Source organism: Enteractinococcus fodinae (genome assembly GCF_031458395.1).
GTDB lineage: Bacteria > Actinomycetota > Actinomycetes > Actinomycetales > Micrococcaceae > Yaniella > Yaniella fodinae.
Map to the genome: position 1 here is coordinate 1,913,115 of NZ_JAVDYJ010000001.1, position 19,081 is coordinate 1,932,195.

General features: G+C 59.3%; 18 protein-coding genes and 1 tRNA gene. 7 read left to right on the top strand and 12 right to left on the bottom strand.

Translation table 11 applies throughout. From position 1 onward, the window contains the following. Positions 1–264 precede the first annotated feature (264 nt). From J2S62_RS08895 to J2S62_RS08935, 9 genes are all read right to left on the bottom strand, one after another. Entirely contained in the window at positions 265–807 is a 543-nt protein-coding gene (locus tag J2S62_RS08895) for an HNH endonuclease (protein ID WP_310173808.1), read from the bottom strand. Then, on the bottom strand, positions 804–1,607 hold the full coding sequence (locus tag J2S62_RS08900) for a DUF222 domain-containing protein (RefSeq protein ID WP_310173811.1): 804 nt from the start codon (positions 1,605–1,607) through the stop codon (positions 804–806). The genes J2S62_RS08895 and J2S62_RS08900 overlap by 4 nt, the downstream gene beginning before the upstream one ends. Before the next feature lie 201 nt (positions 1,608–1,808). Next, complete coding sequence (locus tag J2S62_RS08905) at positions 1,809–2,789, bottom strand: ribose-phosphate diphosphokinase (protein ID WP_310173815.1); 981 nt, start codon at positions 2,787–2,789, stop codon at positions 1,809–1,811. A gap of 83 nt (positions 2,790–2,872) precedes the next feature. Then, positions 2,873–4,333, bottom strand: coding sequence for a bifunctional UDP-N-acetylglucosamine diphosphorylase/glucosamine-1-phosphate N-acetyltransferase GlmU (gene glmU / locus J2S62_RS08910; RefSeq protein ID WP_310175822.1), 1,461 nt, complete (start codon positions 4,331–4,333; stop codon positions 2,873–2,875). Positions 4,334–4,379: 46 nt separating this feature from the next. After that, positions 4,380–4,451 (bottom strand) — tRNA-Gln (locus J2S62_RS08915). 111 nt (positions 4,452–4,562) lie between these two features. Further along, a complete protein-coding gene (locus J2S62_RS08920; RefSeq protein WP_310173817.1) occupies positions 4,563–6,323 on the bottom strand; it encodes a Rho termination factor N-terminal domain-containing protein in 1,761 nt (586 codons plus the stop codon). 162 nt (positions 6,324–6,485) lie between these two features. Continuing rightward, a complete protein-coding gene (locus J2S62_RS08925; RefSeq protein WP_310173820.1) occupies positions 6,486–7,013 on the bottom strand; it encodes a type 1 glutamine amidotransferase domain-containing protein in 528 nt (175 codons plus the stop codon). 54 nt (positions 7,014–7,067) lie between these two features. Next, positions 7,068–7,661, bottom strand: a complete 594-nt coding sequence (locus tag J2S62_RS08930) for a DNA-3-methyladenine glycosylase I (protein WP_310173822.1) — start codon at positions 7,659–7,661, stop codon at positions 7,068–7,070. Further along, positions 7,645–8,187: a methylated-DNA--[protein]-cysteine S-methyltransferase gene (locus tag J2S62_RS08935; RefSeq protein ID WP_310173824.1), complete on the bottom strand. Its 543-nt coding sequence runs from the start codon at positions 8,185–8,187 to the stop codon at positions 7,645–7,647. Before J2S62_RS08935 ends, J2S62_RS08930 begins: the two co-directional genes overlap by 17 nt. A 181-nt stretch (positions 8,188–8,368) precedes the next feature. On the opposite strand from J2S62_RS08935, the gene J2S62_RS08940 reads away from it, so the two are divergent. From J2S62_RS08940 to acs, 6 genes are all read left to right on the top strand, one after another. Further along, complete coding sequence (locus J2S62_RS08940) at positions 8,369–9,232, top strand: NUDIX hydrolase (RefSeq protein ID WP_310173826.1); 864 nt, start codon at positions 8,369–8,371, stop codon at positions 9,230–9,232. Between the two features lie 30 nt (positions 9,233–9,262). Beyond that, positions 9,263–10,576 (top strand): quinolinate synthase NadA, encoded by a 1,314-nt coding sequence (gene nadA / locus J2S62_RS08945; RefSeq protein WP_407649938.1) that lies wholly within the window; start codon positions 9,263–9,265, stop codon positions 10,574–10,576. Beyond that, positions 10,573–12,174 (top strand): L-aspartate oxidase, encoded by a 1,602-nt coding sequence (locus tag J2S62_RS08950; RefSeq protein WP_310173828.1) that lies wholly within the window; start codon positions 10,573–10,575, stop codon positions 12,172–12,174. Before nadA ends, J2S62_RS08950 begins: the two co-directional genes overlap by 4 nt. Further along, positions 12,161–13,015 carry a carboxylating nicotinate-nucleotide diphosphorylase gene (nadC, locus tag J2S62_RS08955; RefSeq protein ID WP_310173830.1) on the top strand — a complete coding sequence of 285 codons (855 nt, stop codon included), beginning with the start codon at positions 12,161–12,163 and terminating at the stop codon, positions 13,013–13,015. Before J2S62_RS08950 ends, nadC begins: the two co-directional genes overlap by 14 nt. After that, positions 13,015–14,172: a cysteine desulfurase family protein gene (locus tag J2S62_RS08960; protein ID WP_310173832.1), complete on the top strand. Its 1,158-nt coding sequence runs from the start codon at positions 13,015–13,017 to the stop codon at positions 14,170–14,172. Before nadC ends, J2S62_RS08960 begins: the two co-directional genes overlap by 1 nt. 161 nt (positions 14,173–14,333) lie before the next feature. Continuing rightward, the gene (acs, locus tag J2S62_RS08965; RefSeq protein WP_310173834.1) at positions 14,334–16,289 is read left to right on the top strand and encodes an acetate--CoA ligase; all 1,956 of its coding nucleotides are present in this window, start codon (positions 14,334–14,336) and stop codon (positions 16,287–16,289) included. Between the two features lie 23 nt (positions 16,290–16,312). Here the strand turns inward: acs and J2S62_RS08970 are convergent, their stop codons facing one another. Genes J2S62_RS08970 through J2S62_RS08980 form a run of 3 tightly spaced genes read right to left on the bottom strand, consistent with a single transcriptional unit; the run spans position 16,313 to position 17,956 of the window. Further along, positions 16,313–16,627, bottom strand: a complete 315-nt coding sequence (locus tag J2S62_RS08970) for a DMT family transporter (RefSeq protein ID WP_310173837.1) — start codon at positions 16,625–16,627, stop codon at positions 16,313–16,315. Next, positions 16,624–16,974, bottom strand: coding sequence for a DMT family transporter (locus J2S62_RS08975; RefSeq protein WP_310173839.1), 351 nt, complete (start codon positions 16,972–16,974; stop codon positions 16,624–16,626). Before J2S62_RS08975 ends, J2S62_RS08970 begins: the two co-directional genes overlap by 4 nt. Before the next feature lie 40 nt (positions 16,975–17,014). Further along, on the bottom strand, positions 17,015–17,956 hold the full coding sequence (locus tag J2S62_RS08980) for a DMT family transporter (RefSeq protein WP_310173842.1): 942 nt from the start codon (positions 17,954–17,956) through the stop codon (positions 17,015–17,017). A 201-nt stretch (positions 17,957–18,157) separates the two neighbouring features. On the opposite strand from J2S62_RS08980, the gene J2S62_RS08985 reads away from it, so the two are divergent. After that, a complete protein-coding gene (locus J2S62_RS08985; protein WP_310173844.1) occupies positions 18,158–19,078 on the top strand; it encodes a DNA-formamidopyrimidine glycosylase family protein in 921 nt (306 codons plus the stop codon). Positions 19,079–19,081 lie beyond the last annotated feature (3 nt).

Here is a 19,081-nt window from a genome sequence, read left to right on the forward strand (position 1 = left end):
GTGTGTTCCTCCTAGGTTTTTCCAAAGTGCGGGATGCACTCATATTTTCCAGGCAGGAACAGTAAAACACCAAAAGTGGGTGCTACTCAGCCTCGTCGATCACGGAGTGGTGAGACTCCCTCGCCTGGGCAACGACTCATTACTATAGCACCTGTGCCTGCTGCAGACGAATCTACCCTTGGCAACTCCAAGATTGGTACTTACGCCCCGCGACTAGCAGCGTCCCGGTGCGCGCACCTTCGGGTGGGCATGGTGGCATGGGTGTTAGGCTGCGACGGGCCAGGCGATGTCGATGGGTCCCATGGGTGGGTCTGTGGTGTCGTGGCGGAGTTGGCTGATCGGGGGTCGGGTGGGCACCGTGTACTGGTGCCCGGTCGGGGTGGTCACCATGAGTAGGGCTGGGGTCCCGGAATACTTCCAACCCCGATTTTCTTTGCGCTGGTTACAGCGTTTACACAGCCCGGTGGCATTATCCCAGCTAGTGGTCCCACCCTGGGCCCAGGATTTCCGGTGATCGGCATCTTCCACCGGGCTATTGCACCATGGCGTCGCGCACGTGTCGTCCCGGATGGCCAACATCTTAGACAGCCCTTCGGGGAAGTGACGTCGTTTAGATTCCAGTGCCACGAGTTGGCCATCGGTGGCGCGGGTGTACATGCGCCGGAAAAACTTCGCCGCCTCAGGCTCTGCCAACCAGCGTTTCACCATGCCGGCAGGTAACGGCCCGTGGCCGGGGATCCAGGCCGGCACATCATCATCACCCAACAAGCTCGTATCGTGCATCACGACCACGACTTCGGCGGTCACCCCCCCCCGGCGGTGGTTTGGCCGGTGAGCAGTTCCACGAACACATCGGCCATAACTTGGTCGCGGCTCAAGGGCTCGGCCGCAGGGGTGTCAGCGGCGGCTTCGGCCTCGGTCTGTCGCCGGCGTTGGGCGGCCAGGCGTGTATTGGTCTGTTGCCTCAGTGCGTCCATGACCGCTACCGCCTGGTGAGTCGGCAACTCGGCGGTGAGATACGAGAAGCCGTCGCTGCCCGGATCCAAACACACCCGGCGATCCCGCTGATTCTGTGCTGCCCGTTGCTCAGCGGCCGCACGATCCAGTCGGTAGGAATGTCCCAGAATCAGCTTGCGTAACTGGGAGCTGGAGGCCTTGCCCAACCGGTGGGCAATCAGCCCATCAATCTCCCGACGATGAGCATCCGAGAGATGACTCGTCTGCTCGGCCACGATCCGAGCATGATATTCACTGACACGCCCAGCAGCTAACGCCGCATAGGTGTTCGGTAGAACGTTACACAACGCGGTGGCCGTATAGGTCAGCGCGGCGCCGACAAACGGCGATTCCCCACGGGCTAGGCCGACTTCGGCCTCAATGCCTTTGAGTTGCTCGGAGGTCGTGATCCGCATCCCGGCCTCATGGGCCTTACGCTGCTCCACAAACGCATTCGTCGCACTCGCCTGGGCAGCAGCCAGAGCTCGTTTGGCGCGCTCCAGGTGTTGGAGCCGGTCAATGTTGCCTTCCTCGGACGCAGCAGGCGGCAACTCGGCCAGGGAGTCAACGAACTCCTGGACCAGATCTGCCATCTCAACCGCTGTTTCCATACCACAATGCTAGCTATTCACACGGACATGATAAGGGAAAACCCACGCTTTGTGGACAACCCCACGAAGACCTCCGAGCCTGTGGAAAAACGCCACGAGATCTCCCGGCGTGCGCTATCGTTGGCAAACCAAAAGGTTCCAGAGACGAAATCACCCGCTCCCCTTGCGGAGAGCGGGTGAGAATACGATGGGCCGGCGTGTTTAAACGTTGCCGTCGAACAAGCTCGTAACCGATCCGTCTTCGAAGACTTCGCGGATCGCGTTGGCCAGGACCGGCGCGACTGACAGCACGGTGAGGTTGTGGAAGCGCTTTTCTTCCGGGATTGGCAGAGTATTGGTGACCACGACTTCCGAGGCACCTGAGTCTGCCAAACGCTGCGCAGCTGGGTCTGAGAAGACCGCGTGAGTAGCAGCGATGATGACTTCCGCAGCGCCGGCATCCTTGAGGATCTGTACGGCACCGGCGATGGTACCGCCGGTGTCAATCATGTCATCGATCAGGACGCAGGTGCGGCCTTCAATCTGGCCGACCACGGTTTTGGATTCGGCTTTATTGGGCTGGGAAAGGTCACGGGATTTGTGCACAAATGCTAGTGGTGCACCACCGAGCCGGTCGGCCCACTGCTCGGCTACACGGACGCGTCCGGTGTCAGGTGAAACGACTGTGACCTTGTCGATGTCAACCCGCCCACGGATGTAGTCAACCAGGATGGGGAAGGCGAACAGATGGTCTACCGGTCCGTCAAAGAAGCCCTGGATCTGCGAGGTATGCAGATCCATGGTCATGATGCGGTTAGCTCCGGTGGCCTGATACAGGTCAGCGATCATCCGCGCGGAGATGGGCTCACGTCCGCGGCCTTTTTTGTCTTGTCGAGCGTACGGATAGAACGGTGAGACTACGGTGATGCGACGAGCGGAGGCACGTTTCATCGCATCGCATAGCAATAGTTGTTCCATGACCCAGTTGTTCATGGGCGCTGGGTGGGACTGCAGGATGAAAACGTCTTTGCCGCGCACCGACTGGCTTGGGCGAACATAGGTTTCACCGTTTGCAAAGTCGTAGGCGTCTAAGGGTAGTAGTTCGGTGCCAAGATGCTCTGCTATTTCTTCTGCAAGCTCCGGGTGCGCTCGACCCGAGGCCAATACGAGCTTCTTGTTCTCATTGGTGACAATTTCGCTCAACCAGTTCTCCCTTGAACATACGGCGTGCTGCTGGTGCTTTCACTGTAGGGGTTCTTACAGTGTTGAAACATACGGGCGGCAAATTATGACGCCTCGTTGGCCTTGCGAGCAGCGTCGGCTGCTGCGGTGTCAGGTCGACGCTTGAGGACCCAATCTTCGATGATGCGCTGGTCCACAGCGTTCATGGTCAGTGCACCGGGTGGAACATCTTTACGCACAACTGCTCCGGCTGCGGTGTACGCGCCGTCTCCGATGCTCACCGGTGCGGTGAACACGGTGTTGGAGCCGGTGCGGACTTCGGCGCCAATGACGGTCCGGTGCTTTTGCACTCCGTCGTAATTCGCGGTGATATTGCCACAGCCGATGTTGGTATTCTCGCCAATATCAGCATCGCCGGCGTACCCGAGGTGGGAGAGTTTGGCGCCTCGGCCAATGTTGACGTTCTTCGTTTCGTAGAAGGCGCCGATTTTGCCGGTCTCACCCAGCACGGTGCCCGGACGAATGTAAGTGAAGGGTCCGACTTTAGCCCCTTGGCCGATGGTGGCCTCGGTTGCTTCGGTACGGCGAATGTTCGCGTCTTGGCCAACGACGACGTCGATCAGTGTGGTGTCGGGACCAATCACCGCGCCGGTAGCAACCTGTGTCTTGCCGTGCAGTTGTGTGTTGGGCTTGATGGTCACGTCCTGGTCGAGTTCGACGTCGACATCAATCCAGGTAGTGGAGGGGTCCACGATGGTCACGCCCTCGCGCATCCAGCGTTCAGTGATCCGACGATTCAAGACCGCACCCAGCGTGGCGAGCTGCACGCGGTCGTTGACGCCTTCGACTTCCCAGAGGTCTTCGGTGACATAGGTGGCTACCCGTCCGCCTTCGGCGCGGGCCAGACTCAAGACATCGGTCAGATATTTTTCGCCCTGGACGTTGTCGGTGGTGACTTCGGCGAGTGTGCGGGCGAGCACTTCACCGTCAAAGGCATAGATCCCAGAGTTGATCTCGGTGATGTCGGCGATCGTGGTATCACCGGTATCTTCAGCAATTTTCAGCGCGTCTTTGTGTTCGACAATTTCGGTCACCAGACCATTGTCGTCGCGTACGATGCGGCCGTAGCCGGTGGCGTCCGGCACGTTGGCGCTCAATACCGTCACTGCGTTTGCAGATTCTTGATGTTCGGTCACCAGCGCGTTGAGCGTCTCAGGGGTCAGCAGCGGCACATCACCGTAGGTCACCACAACGGTGCCAGTGACATCGCCGATGGCTTGTAGACCGAGTTCTACTGCGCGTCCGGTACCTGGGATGTCATCTTGGTCGGCGATGACGAGATCGGGCGTGTGCGAGAGCAGGTGTTCAACGACGCGTTCACGTTCGTGACGTACAACGGCGACGAGGTGCTCAGGGCTCAGACTAGCTGCAGCGTCGAGGGCGTGCCCGACCAGCGAGCGTCCGGCCATCGGATGCAAAACTTTGGGGAGTGCCGATTTCATTCGTGTGCCAGCGCCGGCGGCTAGCACGATAACAGCCGCGGGAGAAGAAGAATTCAAGGAGATCTCACCTTTGATCGTAAGACGCTATTTCTCAACCGCGTTGCGGCAGTTCCGCCCCTAGGATTCGAACCTAGACCACACAGCTCCAAAGGCTGGCGTGCTGCCATTACACCAGGGCGGACTGTTGATTGATCATCAACACCTGAATTATTGTGCCACATTTGCCCTGAACTTTCGAATTGTCACGATTCTGGGTTCGAAACCCGGGGTGGCGGCGCAGTGTTTTGGCGGGCTATACCTCTGCTTCATCAATACCTTCGGCTTGCAGGGCCTCGACCAACTGTGCTTTGCGCATGGTCGATCGTCCAGCAATGTCCAACCGTTGCGCCACCCGATACAGCTCATTTGCCGTCAGCTCATCAAGCGGTCTCGCTTCGTCAGCATGCTCTTCAGCGTCTTCCTCAGCAGGGGCCCCTTCTATTACAGGTTCCCCATCGGCTACTTCATGCACCCCTTCGGCCTGTAGGGCTTCGACCAACTGTTCCTGGTCCATGGTCGCTCGACCAGCAATGTCCATTTGTTGCGCCACCGGATACAACTCATCTGCCGGCAGATCCTCGAGCGCTCTCGCTTCATCAGCTGCTTCTTCAGACTCATCCCCCGCAAAAGCTTCTTCTCCTACAGGTTCCCCATCGACTATTTCTTGAACCCCTTCGGCCTGTAGGGCTTCGACCAACTGTTCCTGGTCCATGGTCGCTCGACCAGCAATGTCCATTTGTTGCGCCACCCGATACAACTCATCTGCCGGCAGATCCTCGAGCGCTCTCGCTTCATCAGCTGCTTCTTCAGACTCATCCCCCGCAAAAGCTTCTTCTCCTACAGGTTCCCCATCGACTATTTCTTGAACCCCTTCGGCCTGTAGGGCTTCGACCAACTGCGCCTGATCCATGGTCGCTCGACCAGCAATGTCCATTTGTTGCGCCACCGGATACAACTCATCTGCCGGCAGATCCTCGAGCGCTCTCGCTTCATCAGCTGCTTCTTCAGACTCATCCCCCGCAAAAGCTTCTTCTCCTACAGGTTCCCCATCGACTATTTCTTGAACCCCTTCGGCCTGTAGGGCTTCGACCAACTGCGCCTGGTCCATGGTCGCTCGACCAGCAATGTCCATTTGTTGCGCCACCGGATACAACTCATCTGCCGGCAGATCCTCGAGCGCTCTCGCTTCATCAGCTGCTTCTTCAGACTCATCCCCCGCAAAAGCTTCTTCTCCTACAGGTTCCCCATCGACTATTTCTTGAACCCCTTCGGCCTGTAGGGCTTCGACCAACTGCGCCTGATCCATGGTCGCTCGACCAGCAATGTCCATTTGTTGCGCCACCGGATACAACTCATCTGCCGTCAGCTCCTCGAGCGCTCTCGCTTCATCAGCTGCTTCTTCAGACTCATCCCCCGCAAAAGCTTCTTCTCCTACAGGTTCCCCATCGACTATTTCTTGAACCCCTTCGGCCTGTAGGGCTTCGACCAACTGCGCCTGGTCCATGGTTGCTCGACCGGTAATGCCTAGACGTTGCGCCATCGGATACAACTCATCTGCCGTCAGCTCCTCGAGCGCTGTCGCTTCATCGGCTGATTCTTCAAGCTCATCGGACTCATCGTCTGCAGGGACCTCTTCGTCTACAGGTTCTTCTGCGGCGGCTTCCCTACCTGACTCGTCAGCTTCACCCTCAGTAGGGGTCTCTTCCGCAACTGGCTCGTCTTTGGCTACTTCATAAGTAGACTCTTCGGATTCTTGAGCCTCATTCTCAGGTGTCCCTTGAGCTTCATCCTCAGCCGGGGCCTCTTTTACTGTCGACTCCTCCTCACTTGCTTCAGCAGCCGTCGCAACAGTTTCCTCAGCCGCCTCATCAGCTGAAGGCTCTTGGCTCTCCTCTGGGTTGGATCGCCTCCGCGTTGCATAGAGGGAAACCGCAACTGCGGCCGCGGTCAGCACACTGCGACCGACAAGCCGACCCAGTCGGCGAATGAGGGAAGTATCTTGTGATGAGTCCATGTTCTCTATTCTGCACTAGTTAGACGTGTCACAGGTATGGGTCCTGCCCGCCTAGGTACGCCGATGTTTCCAATGGATGCATGAACTTTCGCCGATTGACTGTTTAAGGACATTCGGCGCGAATACAATTTTGCATCCGCGCCGAATAAAGGGTCATCGAGGTTAGTTCTCTTCGGTGAGCTTGTTGATAATCGCTTCGTTGAAGGCTGGCAGGTCGTCCGGTGTGCGTGAAGTAATCAGGTTGCCATCCACGACGAGTTCTTCATCGGACCAGTTCGCGCCCGCGTTCCGCAGATCGGTCTGCAGGCTTGGGTAGCTGGTCATATTCCGGTCTTTGACCACATCGGCTTCCGTGAGAATCCACGCTGCGTGACAGATCGATGCCACCGTTTTATTGGCATCAAAAAACGCGCGGGTGAAGTTCACGGAATCTTGATCCATGCGGATCTTGTCGGCATTTTTTGTGCCGCCAGGTAACACCAGTGCGTCAAAATCTTCTGCTTTCGCTTCGGCCACGTGCAGATCGACTTTTTGGGAATGATCCCCGCTACTGACTTTGTCAGATTCTGGGGAGACCAGGACAGCTTCGCCGCCCTGATCGGTCACGGTGTCCCATGGTGAAGTGAGTTCCGACGGTTCATAACCATTGGTAACCAGAAATGCTATGCGACGTCCTTGAATGTCGCTCATGAATTCACTCCTATTCAGATTGGGTGCAACACCAGCCTAACGAGCGTCCTGGGCCTATGAAAGGTCAGAGGATCTTCGAAACGGGAAGGTATCAACCATGCCCACGGCCTCCATCAGGGAGAAGATCGTTGTGGGACCAACGAAGCGAAAGCCGTGGCGCTTGAGCTCTTTGGCTAGCGCGATAGATTCCTGGGACTGGCTTGGCGGATTACCATCGTCGTCTAATTCCGGAGCTTCGACGGGTTGATATGACCAGATCAGGTCAACGAGACCTATGGTTTCTCGCAGCGCCAGGGTGGCTTTCGCGTTTTGGATGACGGCGAGAATCTTTTGTCGGTTGCGAACAATCTGGTCGTTGGTCATGAGCCGCTCCACATCGCCGTCTGTAAATACGGCCACGGCCTCAGGATCGAACTCGGCAAACGCTGCCCTGAAAGCCGGTCGCTTGTTCAGGATGGTCAGCCACGAAAGTCCGGCTTGGAACCCTTCAAGACTGAGCCGTTCAAAGAGACCGAGTTCATCGCGAACCGGGCGCCCCCACTCCGTGTCGAAGTAGTGCTGTAAGACGAGATTAGATACCGCCCATCGGGGACGAGCTACACCTTCGTCGTCGATGAGCACATTGGCGTATTTAGGATGTTGGCGCATCTGGGTTTTCGCCTCGTTCGAAAGCCAAGAGGTATTTCTTCGCCGCCGGTGTTCCACTGAAATCACCGATTGTCCCGTCGGCTCGGACAACGCGATGGCAGGGTTGGATCAGCGGCATGGGATTTCGGGCGCACGCACTCCCCACCGCCCGAGCAGCACCGGGACGCGCCAGTTCGGTAGCAAACTCGCCGTACGAACGGGTTTGGCCGTACGGGATCGTGGTGAGGCGTTGTTGCACCTGACTATTGAATCGATCTGGTGAAATTTGCCGTGTGGGCAGTTGGAAACTGTAGCGGGTGCCGGCGAAATATTCCTCGAACTGATCGGTTGCGAACTGTAATGCGTTGTCATCCCGGTGGACGGGACCACCGAACTGGGTCTGGAGCCCGGTGATAACAGTGTCGAAATCCTGATTGTGAAACGCCACGCGGACAATCTCTTGGTTAATCGCGGCGATCAGGAGCTGACCGATGGGCGATGTCTGGATGGTGTAGTGAACGGTTTCGGGTACAGCAGTGTGGGTCATGATCTACCCCTTTGGTTGAACGTTATACACCATTATGCCCGCTCGAGTCGAAGAGGTAAGGCCCGCCCTGTCGGCCTGTGGATAGCTCGGTGAACGTGTTTGACATTACACTCCACCCCGTTCATACTTGCTTAGAGTCAATATGACTTTAAGGGTTGCAGTCGGCATCAGGAAGGAAGCGATGGTTCAGTTATCTGCACCGAGTGCCTCAGAGCGGCGGTTTATGCCCCCGGCCGTTGCAGTGTCGACCGTTGCGTTCGCGCTGCATCCACCCGTGGACGCCAATGTGGCAGACCCCGGCACTGGTGAGGTGATTTCGACATGGGGTGAGTATGCCGGCCGCGAGGGAGCCCGTGATGAGCATTCGACCACGCTGTGGTTGCCCTTAGTGCGCCGGACTCGTCCTCCCTTTGATGGACTTTGGGCGCTGCCGGGAGGGCCCATTCCGTGGGATGAGGATCTAGACCAAACGGCAGCACGGACCCTGCACGAAGCGGTGCTGCGCTCCCCCGGGTACCTGGAACAGCTCTACAGTTTTGGTGCGACCACCAGATCAGCCACAGCACAACGCTTGGTCACCATTGCCTATTGGGGGTCGTATGGCGCGCTCGATCTGGCCTCGCCGCCAAGTCCTCAACCGTCCCGCGATGTGGCATCTGACGTCGCAAGCGCCGCGCCTGACGCGGTGACCGAATTTTCAGGCGCCCTGGTGGCCAGCGCCGATGATAACGTTGCCTGGTTTTCGATTGACCGGCTCCCTGAGCTCGCATTTGATCACACCGAGATTATCGACTACGCCGTCTGGCGCCTACGGCAACGCACCGAATATTCCATGGTGGCTCACCGATTTCTCGGTCGCGAATTTACCCTGGCCCAGCTGCGGCGCGTCCACGAGGCGATTCTGGGTGAGCAACTCGATCCCGCCAATTTCCGGCGAGACATGCTGGCCCAAGGGCAGCTGGAAGATACCGGGCGAGTGGAACAAGGCACACCACACCGCCCTGCGCGGCTTTATCGTTTCACAGCAGAACCTGAAAAGGCCTGAGCAGAACTCATCCGAAGACGAAGGAGTCCTATGACAAGCGTTGCGAATTTGATCGCGGCCGCCGCCGAAACTGAACGGCGCACTCGCACGATGCTGGGCGATACGATCGCTATTGGCCAGCCGGCAACCATGACCACCACGTGTGACAGTCAATTGACCGCAGACCCGTGGCAGATCGACACCGAGCCCGGCTATGGGCCGGGAGCTTCAACGGGCGATGTTGCACCTGCTACCGCTCCGCAGCAAAAAGCTATCCCGGCGAGCTACACGCAGGCGACAGATGCAGAGCTACACGATCGGATCGTTGCTGCCAAAGCTCAGCTGGGTGATCGCGTGAAAATTTTGGGCCATTTTTATCAACGCGACGAAGTCGTCAAACACGCCGATTTTGTGGGCGATTCGTTCATGCTTGCTCAAGCAGCCAAAGATCACCCCGAAACTGAGGCATTTATCTTCTGTGGGGTACATTTCATGGCTGAAACCGCAGATATCTTGTCGTCCGCTGACCAGGCCGTGATGTTGCCAAACCTGGCAGCAGGGTGCTCGATGGCAGATATGGCCACGATTGACCAGGTCGAATCCGCCTGGCAACAACTTACCGAGGCGCTCGGCACCTCTTCCGGGGACAAAGCTGAAGTGATCCCGGTGACGTATATGAATTCCTCGGCTGCGATCAAAGCATTTTGTGGTCGCAACGGTGGCATCGTGTGTACGTCGTCGAACGCCGCGACTGTGCTGGAGTGGGCGTTTGAACGCGGTAAGCGCGTCATATTTTTCCCGGATCAACATCTCGGTCGCAATACTGCCAAGGCCATGGGGATCAGTGAAGACCACATGCCACTATGGCGTCCCTACCTGCCCATGGGTGGTAACACCATGCAACAGCTCCAGGACGCTAAGGTCATTTTGTGGAACGGGTTCTGCTCGGTGCATAAGCGCTTCACGGTCGCCCAAATCGACAAGGCCCGTGCGGACTACGACGATGTGCAGGTTATTGTGCATCCGGAATGCCCTGCGCCGGTTGTTGAAGCCGCCGATGGTGTGGGCTCAACTGAATACATTCGCAAAGCGATCGCGGCGGGCAAACCCGGCGACGTGTTCGCCGTCGGGACAGAGATCAATTTGGTCAACCGGCTCCAGGCCCAACACCCGGAAATGACCATTTTCTGTCTCGATCCGGTGGTGTGCCCGTGTTCCACGATGTACCGTATTCACCCGGCTTATCTGGCCTGGGTCTTAGAAGAATATGTCGCCGGGCGGGTGGTCAACCAGATTTCGGTAGACCCGACCGTGACGGCTGATGCCGAGGTGGCTTTGGAGCGGATGCTGGCGGCTCGACCATGATCGTGGTGATCGGAGCCGGCGTTGCGGGCTTGACTGCGGTAGACCGGTTGGCACGCGAGGGTGTGCCGGTGACGCTCGTGACCACCGGGCGTTTCGGCGTCGATGAGCTCGCGGCTGGCAATACTGCACTGGCACAGGGTGGGATCGCAGCTGCCCTCGGGCCGAGCGATACGCCGGCCTCACACGCCGCCGATACCGTCACCGCCGGTGCTGGGCTTGTCGATGCGCATGTTGCGCGTCTGCTTGCAGAACAGGGCATCGGGTGCGTCCACGACTTGCTTGACGAAGGCTTCCCAGCAGACCGTGACGACAGCGGCGACCTGATCTTCGGGTTGGAAGGCGCCCACAGCACGGCACGCATTGTGCATGCCGGCGAGGACCGTTCGGGTGCCGCACTGTCTGCCTTCCTGACGCAAAAAGTTCAGCGCCATATTGCCGACGGGACCGTCCGGTTGATCGACGAGGCGACCGTAACACAATTTGCTACTGAAAGCGGACGGGTCATCGGGGTGTATTACACCACGCCACACGGCGATGCGAAGTTGGATGCTAGTGCTGTCATCCTGGCAACCGGTGGGTACGCCGGGCTCTATGCGAGCACGTCGAGTTCCGCGGCAGTGACCGGGCGCGGGATTCTGGCTGCAGCCAACGCCGGTGCCGTGCTGGCAGATCTCGAGTTCGTGCAATTTCATCCGACGGTGTTGTCGGTCTCCGGGGAGCTCATTTCTGAAGCGGTTCGCGGTGCCGGGGCGGTCCTTCGCGACTCCACCGGCAAGCGCTTCATGCTGGGCACGCACCCGGATGCCGAGCTGGCCCCACGAGACGTCGTCTCTCGAACCAGTGCCGCCGTGATGCACCAGGAGGCGACGTCGTCAGTCTGGTTGGATGCCACCGTCATCGACCAAACCCAGGGGCCTGGCACACTTGCACGCCGATTCCCGGTGCTGACTTCTCGGTTAGCTACCCACGGGATCGATTGGACCACCGAGTGGGTCCCCGTCGCCCCCGCTGCGCACTACTGCATGGGTGGTGTTGCCACCGATACCTGGGGCCGCACCTCAGTTGCAGGACTCTATGCCGTCGGTGAGGCCGCTTCGAGCGGTGTGCACGGGGCGAACCGGCTGGCCTCAAATTCACTGTTAGAAGGCTTAGTCTTTGGGGCGCGGGCAGCACAGGCTGCACGCGAGGATCGCCATCATCCAAGTTGGCCACTTGAGTCCGCCTTCCGCCAGTTTATTTCCACCGCACACGTCGTTGGGTACGCGCCGTCCCCGGCGCCTCCTACGACCGAGGCTGAAGGGAAACTTCGCGCGCTGACCCAACAGTATGCCGGGTTGGTGCGCACCCGAGCCGGGCTGACCACACTGCTAGTAGCGCTGGATGGTATCGACCACCCGCTCACCCCGTTAGTCCGGGCGCTTGGTATGGCGGCGCTGGCCAGAACCGAATCTCGTGGCGGGCATTGGCGCGAGGATTATCCGGAACCCGACCCAGCCCAAGCCACCCGAAACGCGTGGCGTCTCATCCCATCCGATCATCCCGAGGTCCGACACCCCACCACAACAACCAAGGAGCTTTACCATCATGTTGACGTCTAGCATTGTTGCCGATGGGGTGACCCGGGCCTTGGCCGAAGATGCGCCGTGGGGAGATATCAGCGTGACCGCCGCGATTCCCTCGACGATGCAGTTTCACGCGAATCTCGTGGCTCGGCAGCCCGGGCGGTTTGCCGGCGGGCCGGTGCTGTCAGAAACGTTTCGTCAGGTGGATCCGTGCATCACGGTCTCACAACTCGTCCCCGAGGGCACGGAGTTTTCCGCCGGTGCGGTCCTGGCCTCTGTATCAGGTCCGGCTGCTGGCATTCTGACGGCCGAACGGGTGGCGTTAAACTTCGTCCAACGACTTTCTGGGATTGCCACGTTGACGGCACAGTTCGTCGCCGAGGTGACCCGCCTCGGGGCGTCGGCCCGGATCGCCGACACCCGCAAAACTACCCCGGGACTGCGAGCGCTGGAAAAACATGCGGTGGTGGCCGGCGGCGGGGTCAATCATCGGTTCAGTCTCTCGGATGCGGTCATGCTCAAGGACAATCACTTGGCTGCTCTCGGCGCGACCGAAGGCACAGGGTTAACGGAAGCGATTTTGCAGGTGAAAGCCCGCATCGGCCACACCACGTCGATCATCGTAGAAGTTGATGAGCTGTCCCAAGTGGAACCGGTGGTAGAGGCCGGGGTGACCGGTGTATTGCTGGATAACTTCTCCCCGGCCGACTTACGTGCCGGGGTGGAGCTGATCGATGGCAGATGTGTGGCGGAGGCTTCCGGGGGCGTGACGCTTGATACGGTGGCAAAAATAGCTCAGACTGGCGTCGACATTATTTCGGTTGGCGCCCTCACCCACGGTGCTGCCGCACTGGATCTTGGATTGGACGCTGCCTAATGTTGTATCTCGATGCCGCCGCTACTGCCCCGCTGCGTGACGAAGCCCGTCAGGCGATGTTGGCTGTGTTAGATGGCGGCCCGGCCAATGCGTCTTCCGTGCACACGCCCGGGAAAACAGCCAAGGCCACGCTCCAACAATCGCGGGAAGCGCTTGCTCGGGCATTTGGGGCCACTCCGGGTGAAGTGGTCTTTACTGCCGGCGGGACTGAAGCCAACAACCTTGCGCTCAAGGGGATTGCCTTGGCGACACCACGCGGTAAGCACATTGTGACCACCGCAATTGAGCATTCTTCGATTCGCAAAAGCTGTGAGTTTTTGGCGCGCATCGCGGGTTTTGAGATCACCGAGATCGGTGTGGACGCCCACGGGCGCGTCGATGAGGAAGCCGTTGTGGCAGCGATCCGCTCCGACACCACGCTAGTATCTTTGGGCCTGGCCAATGGGGAGGTCGGCACCGTGCAGTCCGTGGAGCGGATCGCTGCAGCGGCCCGTGCGGTCGGGGCGGTCATGCACACGGATGCGGTACAGGCTGCCGCATCGCTGCCGGTTAGTTTCGCGGCTGGCGGCTGGCCGGGCGACGCAGTGGATGCCATGTCGATTGCCTCGCACAAATTTGGTGGCCCGCAAGGTGCCGGTGCCTTGTTGATTCGTCAGGGCATCGATTTTGAACCCTTATTGCACGGGGGTGGTCAGGAGTCTGGGCACCGGGCAGGTACCGAAAACCTCGCGGCCATTGCCGGGTTTAGCGCGGCAGTGTCTGCCGTGATGGGCCAAGCTGGCTCGCGAGCCCAAGCCATGGCTGCTCAACGCGATGCTTTTGTCGCCACCGTCCTGGAGCATGTTGCCGGCGCACAACTCACCGGGCACCCCACCGAACGCGTCCCCAACCACGCCTCGTTTGTTATCGCAGGGTTCTCGGGCGAATCGCTAGTCGTTGACCTGGATATCGCCGGCATTGCCGCGTCGTCGGGCTCGGCATGCTCGGCAGGGAAGAAAGAGCCCTCCGGGATCCTACTGGCGATGGGCTACGACCCCGATGTGGCGGTCACGGCGTTGCGGTTTACGTTCCCGGATCCGCTCGATGAGGCCTCGTATGATCGGTTGGTGCAAACGGCGCTGAACGTGCTCGCCCAGCACACCTCGGTTGCCCGGTAGCGGATTCTACAACCCCTTGACTTCATCTCCGCTGCGCGTAAGGTACCAAGTGAGACATGCATCACATTTTGCGCAGGTATCGTGGAGCAGACACGCCAACCCCACTATCTGAGGCAGTGCTGTTCTGCTCGTCGGTATGAGCCGCAGTCAAGGAGCAGACGATGGCCAACGAACACACGATCCGAGAACTCAGCCACGAAGACCGAACCTTCGATCCCCCACCCGATTTCGCGGCCCAAGCGAATGTGACCGCCGAGGAATACACCAAAGCCGAAGAAGACCGCATCGGGTTCTGGGCCGAAAAAGCCCAGCGCATCTCATGGGAGACGCCATTTGATGAGGTGCTTGACTGGTCTGAGGCGCCGTTTGCCAAGTGGTATATCGGCGGCAAGCTCAACGCAGCCTATAACTGTGTCGATCGGCATGTTGAGGCAGGGCTGGGTGACCGAGTGGCCTACTACTTTGAGGGCGAAGGTGGCGACACCCGGGTCATCACGTACGCGGACTTGCAGCGCGAGGTCTCCAAAACCGCCAACGCACTGGTCGAACTCGGGGTCAAAGCCGGCGACCGCGTCGCGTTGTATATGCCCATGATCCCCGAGACGGTCTTTGCGATGTTGGCATGCGCGCGCATCGGCGCCCCGCACACCGTGATCTTTGGCGGATTCTCTGATCGAGCCATCGCCGATCGCGTCGAAGACTGCGGGGTTGAAATCGTCATCACCGCCGACGGGGGCTACCGGCGGGGCAAGACGAACGCGCTGAAAGCCACCGTCGATAAAGCCCTCCAAGACCTACCACAAGTCCGCAATGTGGTCGTCGTCCAACGCACCGGTCAAGAGGTCAACTGGGACGATGACCGCGACATCTGGTGGCACGATCTCGTCGACCGGCAATCGGAAACCCACGACCTGGAATTCTTTGATGCAGAGCACCCCCTATACATCATGTACTCCTCGGGTACGACCGGCAAACCCAAAGGTATTATGCACACCACCGGCGGGTATCTAGTGGGCACCTCCTATACCCACTGGGCGGTGTTCGATATCAAACCTGAAACCGATATCTTCTGGACGGCGGCCGATATCGGGTGGGTCACCGGGCACTCGTATATTGTTTACGGGCCATTGGCCAATGGCACGACTTCCGTGCTGTATGAAGGCACCCCGGACACCCCACACCGCGGTCGCTGGTGGGAGATCGTGGAAAAATACGGGGTCACCGTGTTGTATTGTGCGCCCACCAGTATTCGTACCTTCATGCGCTGGGGCCGCGATATCCCGGCCAAATACGACATGTCCACCCTGCGTCTGCTGGGCAGCGTGGGCGAACCGATCAACCCGGAAGCCTGGATGTGGTATCGCGAACATATCGGCGGCAATAACTGTCCGATCGTGGACACGTGGTGGCAGACCGAAAACGGCAGCATCCTGATCAGCCCGCTGCCCGGTGTGACCTCAACAAAACCAGGGGCTGCGATGCGCGCCCTACCCGGGATTGTGGCAGATATTTATGACGAGCAAGGCCAACCCGTCGAGCCCGGTAGTGGTGGCTATCTGGTGATCACCGAACCGTGGCCGGCCATGCTGCGCACCCTGTGGGGAGACGAAGAACGCTACAAGAAGACCTACTGGTCGCAATACCCGGGCGTCTACTTCGCCGGTGACGGGGCCAAATATGACCGCGACGGTGATATCTGGGTTCTGGGTCGGGTCGATGATGTCTTGAATGTTTCAGGCCACCGGATGTCGACGGCTGAGATCGAATCCGCACTGGTGGCCCACAGTATGGTGGCAGAAGCCGCCGTGGTGGGGGCGCAGGATGAGACCACCGGACAGGCGATCGAAGCGTTTGTCATCCTCCGCGAGAGCGCCAAAGATCGCGACGATGCTGTTCAACAGTTACGGGATCATGTTCGGGCCTCGATCGGTCCGATCGCCACACCGCGGGCCATCATGGTCGTCCCGGATTTGCCCAAAACTCGGTCTGGCAAGATTATGCGCCGGCTCCTCAAAGATGTGGCTGAAAACCGTGAAATCGGTGACGTAACCACACTGGCCGATGCCTCCGTCATGGATGCGATCCAGGAGGAGATGCGGGCCAGACAAAAATCATAATCCGCATCGAGATTGTGAAAGGGTTAGCCTACTTCGACCAGGAGCACGCCCACCATAATGAGGATGAGCCCAAGAATCATGCGAGGTGTGAGGGGCTCTTTCCAAATGATGCGCGCTAACAGTGCAATCAGTGCAACCCCTACCGCCGACCAGATGCCATAAGCGACCGCCACCGGCATGCCCGCCGCGATGGTCAGCGCCAGAAAGAAGAATGCCAAAGCATAGAAGATCACCAGCGGGATGATCCAGATTTTTCGGCGGAACCCGTCTGCGGCCCGAAGGCTCAGCGTGCCGATAATCTCCGCGACGATCGCGAATGACAGATAGACCCAGCTCATGATTCTAGTACCTCCGCCTTCGGAGCGCTGGCCTGCCCCGTTTGGACGATAAAGACGCCAGCGATGATGGTGACCAGCCCGATAATGGCCACAAAGCTCAGGGTTTCGCCGAAAATCATGGCGCTCAGTATTGCCACCAGCGCGACCCCGGCAGCCGCCCATATCCCGTAGGCGATCCCTACGGGAATGCCTTGCCCTAAGGCAAGCCCTAACAGGGCAAAACCCACAACATAGCCGACCACGACACCGATGATGAATAGCGGGGCGTCAATTGCCGCTCGCAGCGACATGGTACCGAGCACTTCGGCAACTATGGCCCCAATTAACAATAGCCATCGTTTCCACATCAGTAGCCCCCACCTTTTGGTCACGTAATCCGGGATTACTCTAGCAACCCTTCATATCCCGGAGGCGAGCCATGGCTGGCTGGGTTTTCGTCACACGGTGTTGTGGTGCGCAGGCAATGATCACCAACACCAGCGCAAACATGGCTAACCCAAACCACCCCGACATTGTCAGTTGCTCGCCGACGACCAGCACGGCAAGGACCGTCGCTACTGCCGGCTCGGTCAGGGTCAAGGTCGTCGCTGAGCTGGCCGGGATTTTCGATAACCCGTACCCGAACGCAACATACCCAACAAACATCGGAACCAGTGCCATGTACAGGCCAACCGACAGGGCCTGCGGGCTCGCCAGCAGCGGAGCCCCGGTGACCAGCAGCACGGGGATCAGCAGCGCTCCGCCGAACCCGAAGACCGACCCCATGGCAGCTGCACGACCCACTCCCTCACGCATGAGTCGTTGGACCACCCACGAATAGGTCGCATACGCTGCCCCAGCGATTAGTCCAAGCAGGATCCCTGCCAGCGCGGACAGCTCACTGACTGCAGCGCTGGTATTCGTGGATACGATCAGCAGCGCGCTCCCGGCGATCCCCAAGGCGGCTGCGAGGTACCACCAGCCACCGAGTCTTTTGCGATCAATGAGCCATTCCAGGATGCCTGAGGCTAAGGGGGCCGAGGCTAATGAGATTACGGTCCCCACGGCGACCCCGGCCAGGTGCATCGAAGAATAGAACGCTAAGGGATAGCTCCATACGGCCAGTCCACCGGTGATGATATACCCGAGGTGCGTTGTGAGATGAAGGCGTGCTCGGCGTAAGGCTGGTAACGCGATGAGGGCTTGCAACAGGCCCCCGATGCCGAGAGCTGCGGCGCCAATGGCAAGCGGCCCGACCTCCGGCGCAAAGGTCGCGGCCGTCCCGGTGGTCCCCCACAACAACGAGGCGATGAGCACCGCCAGGATGCCTTGCAAGCGTGACGAACTCACCGTGCCCCACCCATGACCGCTCCCCCATCGAAATGACGTCTCCAATAGACTGTTGAGTCTAGTCATCGCTGACCTCTACCTTTGGGTGTATTGCGGCTCAGGAGCCCTATTCTTGGCGTCGAACCGATCCAGGGGTGTCAGCTACCACCGGCGGGGCCTACGATAGACCGTAGACAAAGCCCCCGGCAGCGAGGTAAGGACATGCCAGAAGGCGATTCCCTGGTCAGACTGGCTCACCGATTGCGGCCGGTGATGCACGAACACATCATTCAACGCAGCGACTTCCGCGTGCCGCAACTGGCCACCATGGACTTATCAGGGTGGTTGGTCACCGACATCACGCCAACCGCCAAGTACCTCTCCGTCACGGTCGCCTCACCCGAGAATGTCACCGACACAGCACATCAGCTCGTGGTGTTGTCCCATCTTGGGATGGATGGTTCGTGGCAGATAGACACCCGACCCAGCTTCCGCACGCGCTGTATCTTGCACTTTGCAGACCATAGTGTGCTCGGCGATAGCCTAAAGCTGCTCGAGGTACTGTCGGTAGAACAGGCAGAACAGCAGCTCGCGTTCCTTGGCCCCGACCTATTGGATTCTGCCTGGGACCAGCCCGATACTGCGCAACAGCTCTTGGCCCAATCATTGCAGAACTTTCGCCAAGCCCCAGATCAACCGATTGCCACAGCGCTATTAGATCAGCGGCTCGTGTCAGGCATCGGCAACATTTACCGGTGCGAAGTGTTGCTGTTGGCGGGCATGCATCCACACCGGCCCGTATCCGAACTCACCGACGAACAACTGATCGGATTGATCCTGTTGGCCAAAGACCTGATGGTGATCAACGTGCCGCCACGTGCGCCGGAGCGAGCCCGACGCCGGACCGTGGATGTTCGCCGCGATCCCGATGCGCCATTCGGGGTGCGTGTTGCGACTGCAACAGAACAAGCACGCACTCGAGCTGACAGGAAACGCAGCCGGCGTGATCCCAATTTCTGGGTGTACGGCCGCGAGCGCCAAGGCTGTTTACGCTGTGGCGGCCCCGTCCGGTTAGAAAAGCTGGGAACCAAGCCCGATAATGAGCGGGATCTGCACTGGTGCCCCAACTGCCAGACCGGATAGGGC